Source organism: Kaistia adipata DSM 17808 (assembly GCF_000423225.1).
GTDB classification, from domain to species: domain Bacteria; phylum Pseudomonadota; class Alphaproteobacteria; order Rhizobiales; family Kaistiaceae; genus Kaistia; species Kaistia adipata.
On the sequence record NZ_KE383991.1, the window covers coordinates 134217 to 146337 of the forward strand.

At 67.3% G+C, this 12121-nt stretch carries 8 protein-coding genes and 2 tRNA genes; 6 read left to right on the top strand and 4 right to left on the bottom strand.

The genetic code is table 11. The features are described 5' to 3' along the window. On the bottom strand, positions 1-2890 hold a 2890-nt coding region (locus tag G539_RS27320), incomplete at its 3' end, for a beta strand repeat-containing protein (protein WP_169516649.1). 502 nt (positions 2891-3392) lie between these two features. On the opposite strand from G539_RS27320, the gene G539_RS0113510 reads away from it, so the two are divergent. Both G539_RS0113510 and G539_RS0113515 read left to right on the top strand, forming a co-directional pair. Continuing rightward, positions 3393-3647 (top strand): hypothetical protein, encoded by a 255-nt coding sequence (locus G539_RS0113510; RefSeq protein ID WP_029075670.1) that lies wholly within the window; start codon positions 3393-3395, stop codon positions 3645-3647. A 400-nt stretch (positions 3648-4047) separates the two neighbouring features. Next, on the top strand, positions 4048-5400 hold the full coding sequence (locus G539_RS0113515) for an MFS transporter (RefSeq protein ID WP_029075671.1): 1353 nt from the start codon (positions 4048-4050) through the stop codon (positions 5398-5400). 83 nt (positions 5401-5483) lie between these two features. On the opposite strand, the gene G539_RS0113520 is transcribed toward G539_RS0113515, so the two are convergent. Next, positions 5484-6416 carry a ring-cleaving dioxygenase gene (locus G539_RS0113520; protein ID WP_029075672.1) on the bottom strand — a complete coding sequence of 311 codons (933 nt, stop codon included), beginning with the start codon at positions 6414-6416 and terminating at the stop codon, positions 5484-5486. Positions 6417-6578: 162 nt separating this feature from the next. Here G539_RS0113520 and G539_RS0113525 point away from each other — a divergent pair, with 162 nt between their 5' ends. After that, positions 6579-6911, top strand: a complete 333-nt coding sequence (locus tag G539_RS0113525) for an excalibur calcium-binding domain-containing protein (protein WP_029075673.1) — start codon at positions 6579-6581, stop codon at positions 6909-6911. 39 nt (positions 6912-6950) lie between these two features. Here the strand turns inward: G539_RS0113525 and guaD are convergent, their stop codons facing one another. Both guaD and G539_RS0113535 read right to left on the bottom strand, forming a co-directional pair. Continuing rightward, on the bottom strand, positions 6951-8300 hold the full coding sequence (gene guaD / locus G539_RS0113530; RefSeq protein WP_029075674.1) for a guanine deaminase: 1350 nt from the start codon (positions 8298-8300) through the stop codon (positions 6951-6953). A 293-nt stretch (positions 8301-8593) separates the two neighbouring features. Next, a tRNA-Gln gene (locus G539_RS0113535) sits at positions 8594-8668 on the bottom strand. Between the two features lie 184 nt (positions 8669-8852). Here G539_RS0113535 and G539_RS0113540 point away from each other — a divergent pair. The 3 genes from G539_RS0113540 (at position 8853) to mgtA (ending at position 12104) form a co-directional block, all read left to right on the top strand. After that, positions 8853-8929: transfer RNA gene (locus G539_RS0113540), tRNA-Pro, on the top strand. A 365-nt stretch (positions 8930-9294) separates the two neighbouring features. Further along, positions 9295-9507, top strand: a complete 213-nt coding sequence (locus tag G539_RS0113545; RefSeq protein WP_029075675.1) for a ChaB family protein — start codon at positions 9295-9297, stop codon at positions 9505-9507. Then, entirely contained in the window at positions 9492-12104 is a 2613-nt protein-coding gene (gene mgtA / locus G539_RS24780) for a magnesium-translocating P-type ATPase (protein WP_084639991.1), read from the top strand. Before G539_RS0113545 ends, mgtA begins: the two co-directional genes overlap by 16 nt. Positions 12105-12121: the final 17 nt, after the last annotated feature.

The following is a 12121-nucleotide window of genomic DNA, read 5'->3' on the forward strand; positions in this document are numbered from 1 at the left end:
CCGTCGCGCCCGTCCCGGTGAAGGTGTTGCTGTTGTCGACGATGTTGTGCCCCCTGCCGCTCGCCAGCGTGAACACCGAGGCGTCGCCGACCTGGAACAGTCCGGTGTTGTCAATGAGGTTGTTGCCGGCCTTGGTGCCGAGCGTGACGACGGCCACGTCGTCAATCGTGACGGCGCCGCTGTTCCAAACCGTGTTGTCGCCAGCTTCGGTACCGAGCGTGAGCACGGCGGTGCCGGTGGCCTGGATCGTATCGCTATTGCCGACGATATTGCTGCCTTCGCCGTTCGCCAGCGTGAAGGCGAGATTTTCGCCATGGATCTTGCCGGCATTGAAGAGGCCGTTCGCCCCCTTGCCGGTTCCGAGCGTGAAGGTCGTCAGGCCCGTGGCGTTGATGACACCGGAGCTCCCGTTCGTGACGGCGTTGATGCCTTCATCCGTCCACTGGGCGAAATTGGTGGAGCCGCCGAGGGTCATCAGCCCCTGGTTCGAGATCTGATTGCCGCCGATGTCGGCAATCTGCGAGATCAGCGTGATGCCCGAAGTCTGGATCGTCGCGCCGGTCGCGTTGTTGATGATGTTGGCGCCTTCGCCCTCGGTAGCGAGAACGCTGACGCCGGACGTGGTCCAGGTGCCGCCCGTCTGGTTGGTAAGGGTGTTGGGCCCATTATCGCCGGTGGTGTAGGCGATCACCGACCCGATGACGTCGCCGGTGTTGTTAAGCGTCAGATGGCCGCCCGCCGAGGCGATCGCGATGGTAGCGGGGTTGGAACCATCGCCACGGATGGTGCCGCCATTCGTGATGGTGTTGCCACTGTCGGAATAGGCAACGATGACCGGCGCGATGCCGCCACCGATGATATCGCTGCCAAGATTGTTGATGTTGACCTTGGACCCGGCATCGGTGGCCACGGCAGCAATCGCCGTCATGCTGCCTCGAACTTCCGACCCGGTGCCAAGCGTGATCTGCGTGGGAGCGGCTCCTGCAACGTCAAGCGTCGCGATGCCGACCAACGGGACGGTGCCGCCGGGGGCCGCCACGCCGATCTGGCTATTGTCGCCGACATTGACGACGACCGCGCCCGATCCCAGGCTGACGCCCATCAAACCGACCAGATCGGCTTCGACGGTGCTGTTGTTGCCAACCGAGACGACAGCATTGCCGGAGCCCAGGGCGAGGGAGAACTCGCCGATCAAGGGCGGGTCGATCTTGGCATTGTCCTTCAGGCTGACGGTCGCATCGCCAGCGCCAGTGGAGATGGCGGCGCCACCGAACAGCCCGTCGGCAACACTGACGTCGCCATGCAGGTTGACCGTGGCGGGGCCGCCAAGGGCGATGCCGACGACGCCACCGCCGATATCGACGCCGCTGAGATCGACGCCGGTCGCGGTTCCGAGAATCGCCCCGATGTCGACGCCCGGGATGAGGCCGGAAAGGCTGATCCCGGCCCCGCCGGCGTCAATGGCGCCGGCATCGATGGTCACGCTGCCGCCGGCCGCCGCGAAGACACCCGTACCGGCCGTCGCGTCCACGTCGCCATAGGTGAACGTACCATCGCCATTGTCCACGCCGCCGAGGACGACGTTGCCGGCCAGCGCAAGAGCTATTACGCCGTTCTGACCGCCGCCGATGCCGCCGCCATTCTCGATGTTGACGTCCTTGAGCAGTGACAGGACGTTGATGGCGTCTGTACCGCCGCCGATCGAGCCGTCGACCGCGTTGGCGATATCGATCTGGCCGCTCGCCGAGCCCACGATGCCGCTGCCCGTGGTTCCCAGAATCGAGCTGTCGGCACCATTCTGGATCGTGACATTCCCAACCACAGGAATGGGCAAGCCGGAACTGGTCGTCCCCAGTTTGATCCCGTTGACACCACCGACGATCTTGCCAGTGAGCGGGCCGGCAGCATCGTTCTCGACCTTCAGGTCCCCGGTAAGGAACGCGGAGATGCCGTTCTGGCCGCCATTGATGATGCCGCCCGTGTTGCTCACCGTGGCATTGCCGACCAGGGGCACCGGCGTGGTCGTGCCAGAGATCTGGACCTCTCTTCCGATCCGGATACCATCGCCCGCCGTACCGGAGATGATGCCATTGGTGACAACGGAAGCGGTATTCTCGACCTTCAGGTCGCCCGTGACGAACGCGGAAATACCGTTTTGGCCACCGCTGATGATGCCGTTCGCGTTGGTCACCGTGGCATTGCCGACCGAAGGCAGCGGCGTGGTCGTACCGGAGATGACGAACTCGCGTCCGATCTGGACGCCGTCGCCATTCGTGCCCTCGACGAGGCCACCCTTGTTGTCGATCTTCAGTTCGCCGGTGGCGAAGACTGAAATGCCGTTCTGACTGCCCTTGATGTGCCCCTGTCCATTGGGACCCACGGTATTGGTTACCGTGACATTGCCAATGGACGGCAGTGGAGTGGTAGCACCAGCAATGACGGCCTGAGTTCCGATGCGAATACCGTCGCCCGCTGTACCCGTGATCTTGCCGCTATTGCTTATCGCTATATTGCCGGTGACAGTCGATACGACACCGTTGCTTCCGCCGTTGACAGTCGATCCCTGTGCGACAGTGAGATTAAGTCCCCTTAAGATATCCGCCGTAACACCGTTGCCGGATGCATTGACGGTAGCCGTATTGGAGACGGTGCCGATCTTCAATTCATAAGGGCCTGAACCTATGGCCAAGGGGTTGACGGTCACGGCACCTCTCGTGCCCGTTACTGTCCCGTCGTCACCGATACAATTCACCGGGCTCGACCCCAGCCACAGGCACGCCGCCATCGCCTGCTGCGGCGTCATCACGGCCATTCCGGCGAGCAGCACCGCGCCCGACGCCGAGCTCAGCAGCGTGGCCTTGCGGCCAGCGTTCCATTTCGAAGTCGACATCCAGTCCCCCGGGTCATCCAAGCCATTGCCGGCGGCAGCCCTCGAGCCGCCAGGCGGATTCACATGGCTGAGATATGAGCCGGAGGCCGGTGGCAGAGTCCAGACACCACCCTTATTAGTTGTATTTCACAACCTGAGGGACTCTAAATTTCCTTTCCATTCGGAAATTACAACCAGAAGACACAATCGCAAGAATTTATCTCGAATTTTGAATTACCTGCGCGGAAAGCAGTTCGTATACCGAACAATTAAACGCATCGCGTGCACAACATAATCTCCTCGATTCCTGGTTGTGCAACGATATGAAAATTCCCGCCCTGTTGCCGCAATGGCACAGGGCCGAACGACAAAAAACCGCCCGGCCCGCCCGCCGCGCCCGAATCATCCGGGGAAACGCCACGCCAGCGCGGTCGTGCGCCCCGGCCCGGCGCGGACGACAATGGGTCGACAGATCCGGCAAATCATGGGATCAAGCCGCGCCCATCCAAGGAGAGAACGGCGAATGGAACCCAACACCAAGGCGCTGATCGACGAGATCAATCACGCCATGCGCAACATCGATGCCGGCATGACGGCGATCATGGCCTTCGTCGCCTCGATCCCCGGCGCCAAGGATGTCGACATCGACGCCGTCAAGGCGCGCCTGAACGTGCCAAGCAACCTCAAGGCCGGCACCCGCCAGCCGCCGCCGAACATCGTCGTCGCCGAGATCCTCGACCGGCTGAAGCGGATGGCCGACAAGCAGCCCGACGCCTGACCGGCTCCTGACCAGCTCTTGGCGCGCGGAAGCTCCGCGCGCCGTTCCCGCCGCCGCGATCGCGCGCCCCGCCCGACCCGCCCCTGCCGTGACGGCAGGATCAGACCGCCGCCCGCACAGTATCCGATCGCGCCGCGCGCCCATGCTGCAGACGGGATGCAGCCCTCTACTGCCACGCTCCAAGATTGCAGCGGCCGCGCAACTTTCGCACAAAAAGCGATATGCGCACGACAGAATGCGTGCACATGGCGCCAAGCTCGGCTATACGCAGCGGCGATACTGCCAATGTCTGCGATACGACCGATCCGGGCTCCGCCGCGTCACGCGGCGCCTCATGACCTTGCGGCATGAAGAATTCGCCCCCCGGACCGGGCACGCCGGACCTCGTGGAGCCCATTTCATGTCCTCAACTGCCACCGCGGCAGGCGCCCCTGCCGCACCCGCCAATTCACGCTCGCGGGTCATCCTCGCGAGCCTGATCGGCACCACGATCGAATTCTACGATTTCTACGTCTACGCCACCGCGGCCGTGCTGGTGTTCCCGCACCTGTTCTTCCCGGCCGGCAACGAGACCACCGCGCTCCTGAACTCCTTCGCCATCTTCGGCGCCGCCATGGTGGCGCGGCCGATCGGCGCCATCTTCTTCGGCCATCTCGGCGACAAGCGCGGCCGCAAGATCACCCTGGTCGGGGCGCTGCTCACCATGGGCATCGCCACCTTCCTGATCGGCCTGCTGCCGACCTATGCGATGGTCGGCTGGCTGGCGCCCGGCCTGCTCGTCATCCTGCGCCTTGCCCAGGGCTTCGCGCTCGGCGGCGAATGGAGCGGCGCGGCGCTGGTCGCGACCGAGAACGCGCCGCCCGGAAAACGCGCCATCTTCGGCACCTTCCCGCAGCTCGGCGCGCCGATCGGCTTCATCATCGCCAACGGCCTGTTCCTGATCATCGCGGCGCTGCTGCCGTCCGAGGATCCGTCGCGGCCGTCGACCGCCTTCCTCGAATGGGGCTGGCGCATCCCGTTCCTGTTCTCGATCGTCATGGTCGCCGTCGGCCTCTGGGTCCGCCTGAACCTGGTCGAGAGCGCCGCCTTCGAGAAGACGGTCGAGACCGGCAAGGTCCAGAAGGTGCCACTCGCGGCCGCCTTCAAGCTGCACTGGCGCGAGCTGATCCTCGGCACGTTCTACATGCTGGCGACCTATGTGCTGTTCTACCTGATGACGACGTTCTCGCTCAGCTACGGCCGCGCCGCCGTCGACGCCGCGCTGCCCGGCCTCGGCTACGACTACCGCACCTTCGTCATGATGATGATCGTCGGCGTCGTCTTCTTCGGCATCTTCACGCTCGCCTCCGGCCCCTGGGCCGACCGCTGGGGCCGCCGCAAGACGCTGATCTGGATCACGCTCGCCATCATCCTGTTCGGCCTCGTCTGGGTGCCGATGCTGTCGGCCGGCACGTTCGGCGTCATGGCATGGCTGATCCTCGGCTTCACGCTGATGGGCATGACCTTCGGCCCGATGGGCGCGCTGCTGCCGGAACTGTTCCCGGCCAATGTCCGCTATACCGGCTCGGGCATCTCCTACAACGTGTCGTCGATCCTCGGCGCCGCGGTCGCGCCCTTCGTCGCCGTGGCGCTCTGGAGCTATGGCGGCGGCAGCCCGTTCTGGGTCGGCATCTACCTGTCGTCGATGGCCGCGCTGACGCTGATCGCGCTCATCCTCGGCAAGGAAACCAAGGACGTCGACATCGACGCGTGAGCCGAACAGACCGGATAGCCAAAAGAAAAGCCCGCGCGGAGCGATCCGCGCGGGCTTCGTCTTTCATGGAAGCTAGTCCGGCTTCAGGCGAGCGGCGGCAGGCGCGCCTCGATCGCGGCGCGGCGCGGCTGCAGGAAGGCCGGCAGCTTCAGCGCCTGGCCGAGGCCCTCGGGCGTTTCGTCGACGGCAAAGCCCGGTCCGTCGGTCGCGATCTCGAACAGCACGCCGTTCGGCTCGCGGAAATAGACCGAGCGGAAATAGTCGCGGTTCTTTTGGGCCGTGGTGCGCAGGCCATGGTTTTCGGCGAGCTTGCGCACCATCGCCGCCTGCTCGGCGTCGTCGGCCGCGCGGAAGGCAACGTGGTGCACCGTGCCGGCGCCGAGATGGCCGCGCGGAAAACCGCTTGCGACACGCAGGTCGATCATCGCGCCGAGCTTGGCGTCGCCCGTGCGGTAGCGCGTCGTCGTGCCCTCGCGCCCGACCTCCACGAAGCCAAGGACATCGGAGAGGATGCCGCCGGTCGGCTCGCCCTGCTCGAGCAGCAGCGTGACGGCGTGGAAGCCGCGGATGGCATAGTCCGGCGGGATCGTGCCCATCGCCCAGGCCGGCTCCTGCTCGGCGCCGGCGACGCCGACCAGCGCGAGGCGCATGCCGTCGGGATCGCGGAATTCGAGGATGCTGTCGCCGAAGCGCCGCGTCGGCGCGTCGTGCAGCACGCCCTTTTCCAGGAGGCGCTGCGTCCAGTAGGCGATCGCCCCCTCGGGCACGCGGAAGGCGGTCTCGAAGGTCTCGCCGGCGCCGAGCCGGCCGGGCGCCGCCTGCTCCCACGGAAAGAAGGTCAGGATGGTGCCGGGATGGCCGGCCTCGTCGCCATAGTAGAAATGATAGGTATTGGGGTCGTCGAAATTGACCGTGCGCTTGACGAGGCGGAGCCCGAGCACCTCCGTGTAGAAGGCGAGATTGCGCCGCGCTGGGCCGGCGATGGCCGTGACGTGGTGAATGCCGTGGTGGTGCATGCCGATCTCCGGTGACGAACGGCGCGCGAAGCGGCGCCGCCGCCCTAAGATAGGCGTGGGCTGGCAGGGAAACCACCGCGATCGGGAGACACCTGCGGTACCTGTCCAAATCCGATCGCTCGACTTATGGTTGCCGAAGCCCGCCGGATCGAGCCTGCCCGCATGCCCCCTTCCGCTTCGCGCCGCCTCCTCGTACTCGTCACGCTCAGCCTCGCCTTCGCGGCTCCAGCCGCGGCCCATCCCGGCGGCCTCGATGCCGAGGGCTGCCACACCAACCGCAAGACCGGCGAATATCACTGCCATCGCGGCGGATCGGCGCCTCGCGCCAGACGCTCGGCGCCGGTGGCGTCGCCGGCGCAGCCCCTCCTCGCGCCCGACCGCCCCTATCGCAACTGTTCCGAGGCCCGCGCCGCCGGCGCCGCGCCGGTCCTTGCGGGCACGCCCGGATATGGCGCCCATCTCGACCGCGACGGAGACGGCATCGGCTGCGAATGACGGCGGATGGCGCGGAGGCCTCCGCCCGTTCGGATCGCGTCAACCGGCCCCTGCCCTGTCGTAGCGCAGCTCGCCGGCGATATAGGTCGCCTGCACGGCGCGGTCGTCGCCCATCGTCATCTGCACGAACAGGGCCTCCATGAAGTCCTGCACGAACTCCATCCGGTAGCGGATGATCGGCGTCGACTTCATGTCGAGCACGACGATGTCGGCCTCCATGCCCGGCGCGATGCTGCCGACCTTGTCGTCGATATACATGGCGTTGGCGGTGCCGCGCGTCGCGAGATAATAGGCGTGGCCGGCCGTCAGCGCGTAGTGGTTCAGCTGCGCCGCCTTGTAGGCCTCGTTCAGGGTGGCGAGGATCGAGAACGACGTGCCGGCGCCGAGATCCGTGCCGAGGCCGACGCGGACGGGGCGCTCCCGGCGCAGCGCGCGCCCGATGTCGAAGGCGCCGCTGCCGAGGAAGAAGTTCGAGGTCGGGCAATGCGCGATCGCCGATCCGGTGGCGTGCAGGCACTGCATCTCGCCATCGTCGAGATGCACGCCATGGCCGAAGATGGCGCGCGGGCGGCAGAGCCGGTGGTGGTCGTAGACGTCGAGATAGCCGGAGCGGTCCGGGAACAGCTCCTTCACCCAGGCGACCTCGCTGGTGTTTTCCGAGACATGGGTCTGGAGATAGCAATCCGGATATTCGCTCCACAGTTCGCCGGCGGAGGCGAGCTGGTCGGGCGTGCTGGTCGGGGCGAAGCGCGGCGTGATCGCGTACATCAGACGGCCGCGGCCGTGCCAGGCGTTGATCAGCCGCTTGCTGTCGTCATAGCCCGACTGCGTCGTGTCGAGCAGGTAGTCGGGCGCGTTGCGGTTCATCAGAACCTTGCCGGCGGCGAGCCGCATGCCGAGCCGCTCCGCTTCCTCGAACAGGGCGTCGACGGATTGCGGGTAGACGGTGCAATAGACGCAGCTGGTCGTGACGCCATTGCGCAGGCATTCCTGGAGGAACACTTTCGCGACGCTGGTTGCAAAGGCCTTGTCGACGAACCTGCCCTCGGTCGGGAAGGTGTAGGTGTTCAGCCAGTCGAGCAACTGCGCGCCGTGGGCGCCGATCATCGGCGTCTGCGGAAAATGCACGTGGCTGTCGATGAAGCCGGCCGAGATCAGCGCATCCGGACCGTAGTCGCGGACCGGCACTCCGGCGGGGAGCTCAGGCAGGATCGCGTCGGCGGGACCGAAATGGGTGACCCTGCCATCGCCGAAAGCGACGATCGCGTCGCTCTCATGCACCATGGTGTGCTCGAGCCCGAGCCTGAAGGGATCGCCGGTGAAGGTGAGCACGGGCCCGCGAATGGCCGCGGTCGGCACCGCTCCCGCCGCCGATGGATTGCCTGCCATTCCGTCCCCGCCTCCCGGCCCGATCCTGAACTCCGCCTTCCGATCCCCGACGAAGCGTGCCGATCATCACGGCGCCGAGGCTTTTTGGAAAGGACCGAACTGGATCCCCAACAGAAAGGAACCGGGCGCGGCCCGCCAGGGCGCCCCGCCGCCGCCCTCCTCCGCCCGCCTCCGCCGCGAGGCGCCGCGGCCAGACGGGAAGCCGGAACGGACCGATCCCGGACATCAGCCGCCCGAAGCCGCGCCTCGGCACCGGGACACAAGTCTTTGCGATGAAAGGGAAATTGGCTGACTGGCTGGGGCGGGAGGATTCGAACCTCCGAATGGCGGTACCAAAAACCGCTGCCTTACCACTTGGCGACGCCCCAGCGGGCGGACCCGAAGATCCGCAGCGACCGTCCTATAGACGGTTGGACGCGCCCTCGCAACGGGGCAGCGCGCCCGTCAACAACCCGCTGCCGAAACCGTCATCCACAGGGTCGTGATTTCTCTCGCAACTCTCCGCTTGCAGGCTCCGAATCCACTGTCTATAACCCGGCTCATCGCTGGTCACGGAGTGTAGCGCAGCCTGGTAGCGCACCTCGTTCGGGACGAGGGGGTCGCAGGTTCAAATCCTGCCACTCCGACCACCGATCTCCCCCGAAATCACATCATCCGCCAAGATGATACAGCGCCAGACGCGGTTCTCGCGCGGTGGATTTCGCAAGAATTTCCCCTCCGATTTCTCCCTGCCTCGCCTGAAGCGAAACGGGCCCGCCTCCCCCTGAAAGCGCCATCCGCCGGATCGAGCCGCAACCGGCCACCCGCGACTCCGAAACCGGGATGATCGGGCAATCGCATAGTCAGGCCGACAGACCAGATCGGCGCCGGGACCGAATGCGGACCGCGTGGCGCATCCGGCGAAGCGCCCCCTCCTGCCACGGCCGGCCGCCTGCTCTCGCCAGCGACGCAACGGAATGCCAAGATGGCGGCCGGATCTGGATGGAGACGCTCCATGCCCTATGCCGAGCTGAAGGACCTGCCGGACGCCGTCCGCCTGCATCTGCCGATCCATGGCCAGGAGATCTACCGCGCCGCCTTCAACAGCGCCTGGACGGAATATGCCGACCGCGGCGAGGATGAGCGGGAGGAGATCGCCCATCGCGTCGCCTGGGCCGCCGTCAAGCACAAATACCGCAAGGCGGGCACGACATGGATCGCGCGCTGAAGCCGAAGCCGCGACTCCCGCCGGAGTCGCATCCGGACAGCGCGCCGCCCTTCTGGCTGGAGCCGACCGAGACGCTGCTGCGGGGGCTTTCGTCGCGCCCCGAGGGCCTGACGACGCCGGAAGCCGAGGACCGGCTGCGCCGCTTCGGGCCCAATCTCGTCGCCGCCGGCCCGCATTCCGGCCTGCTCGCCAAGCTCGGCCGCCGCCTCGCCGAGCCGCTGATCGCGATCCTGCTGATCGCGGCGGCGATCTCCGGCGCCACCGGCGACTGGCAGAGCTTCCTCATCATCGCCGTCATCGTCTTCCTGTCGATCGGGCTGGACATCGCCCAGGAAAGACAGGCCGAGAAGACCATCGAGGCGCTCCGGCGCTCCGTCGCGGTGACGGCGTCGGTGCGCCGGGATGGCCAAGTCGCGGAGCGGCGCGTGCAGGAGATCGTTCCCGGCGACGTGGTGGAGCTGCGCGGCGGCGAGCTGGTGCCGGCCGACGGGGTCCTGCTCAGCGGCCAGGGCGTCCTGGCCAATGAGAGCATCCTGACCGGCGAGCCCTATTCGGTCGAGAAGCGCCCCGGCGCGGCCGAAGGCCCGGCGCTGTCCGACGCGTCCAACGCCCTGTTCGGCGGGACGAGCCTCGTCGGAGGCGAGGCCGTCCTGCTGGTCACGGCGACCGGCGCGGCCACCCGCTTCGGCGCCATCTCCAGCTCGCTGCAGGAGAAGGAGCCGCCGACCGCCTTCGAGCGCGGCGTCCATTCGCTCGGCATGCTGATCCTGCGCCTGACCGGCTTCCTGGTCCTGTTCGTGCTGTTGACGCAGATGACCCGGCACGGCCTCTCGCTCGAGAGCTTCCTGTTCGCGGTGGCCCTCGCCGTCGGCCTGACGCCGGAACTGTTGCCGATGATCATGACGGTCACCCTCGCGCGCGGGGCGGCGCGCATGGCCGGCCGCAAGGTGGTAGTGAAGCGCCTCAGCGCCATCCACGACCTCGGCGCGATGGACGTGCTCTGCACCGACAAGACCGGCACGCTCACCGAGGCCCGGATCGCCCATGTCGGCAGCTTCGGCCCGGACGGCGCGGACAGCCCGCGCGTCACCGAACGGATCCGCCTCAACAGCCAGTTCGTGTCCGGCCTGCACAACAATCTCGACGATGCGATCCTGGCGACGCCCGCCGCCGGCGCGGCGGAGGGATGGCAGCGCATCGACGACATCCCGTTCGACTTCGACCGGCGGCGCGCCTCCGTCCTGCTCGAGCACGCCGGCGCGCGCGAGCTCATCGTCAAGGGCGCGCCGGAGGCGCTGCTGGCGCTCTGCGCGCAGGTCGAGCGGGCCGATGACGGCACGGCCCCGCTGGACGCGGCGGAGCGCGCCCGCATCACCGCCTGGATCGAACAGCAGGGCCGCCAGGGCCTGCGCCTTCTCGGCGTCGCCCACCGCCCGATGCCGGCCGACGGCTCGAAGATCACCCTCGCCGACGAGAACGACCTGGTCTTCGACGGCTGCGCCGCCTTCATGGATCCGCCGAAGGCCTCGGCGACGGAGGCGGTCGCCCGCCTGGTCGCGGCCGGCGTCCGGGTCAAGATCATCTCGGGCGACGCGGCGCCCGTCGTGCAGCACCTGGTCGAGACGCTGCGGCTGCCGACGCGGGGCATCCTGACCGGCGAGGAGATCGCCGGCCTGACGGAGGCGGCCCTCGCCGACCGCGTCGAGAGGACCGACCTGTTCGCGCGCGTCGCCCCCGACCAGAAGAGCCGCATCGTGCACGCGCTGCGCCGGCGCAAGCACACCGTCGGCTTCATCGGCGACGGCATCAACGATGCGCCCGCCATCCACGCCGCCGATGTCGGCCTCTCGGTCGATGGCGGAACGGATGTCGCCCGCGAGGCCGCCGACATCATCTTGATGGCGCCGGATCTGGGCGTGCTGGCGGACGGGGTCGCGGAGGGAAGGCGCACCTACGCCAACATCATGAAATATGTCCGGATGGGAACCAGCTCGAACTTCGGCAACATGCTGTCGATGGCGCTCGCCTCGCTCGCGCTGCCCTTCCTGCCGCTGGCGCCGCTGCAGGTCCTGCTCAACAACCTGATCTACGACCTGTCGGAGATCGGCATCCCCTTCGACACCGCGGACGAGGCCGCCCTCGCCAGGCCGCATCTGTGGGACATGCGCGAGGTCCTGCGCTTCACGCTGATCATGGGGCCGCTGTCGTCCCTGTTCGACTTCGCCACCTTCGGCATGCTGCTCTGGGTCTTCGCCAGCGACGTCGAGACCTTCCGGACCGCCTGGTTCGTCGAGTCGATCGCCACCCAGATCCTCGTCATCTTCGTCATCCGCACCGCCCGGCCCGCCTGGGCCAGCCGTCCGCATCGGCTGCTGGTGGCGAGCTCGCTCGGCGCGCTGGCGGCCGCGCTTCTGATCGCCCTGACGCCGATCGGCCGCTTCGCCGGCTTCGTGCCGCTGGGGCTGCCGCTGCTGTCGGCGATCGTGCTGGTCGTCGTGCTGTATCTGGCTTCGGCCGAGGGCCTGAAGCGGATCGCCATGCGGCCGACGCGCCCGGCCGGGCATCGGCGCTGGACGGACGCGCACGCCCGCCGGTGACGCCCGCCCGGTGTGCG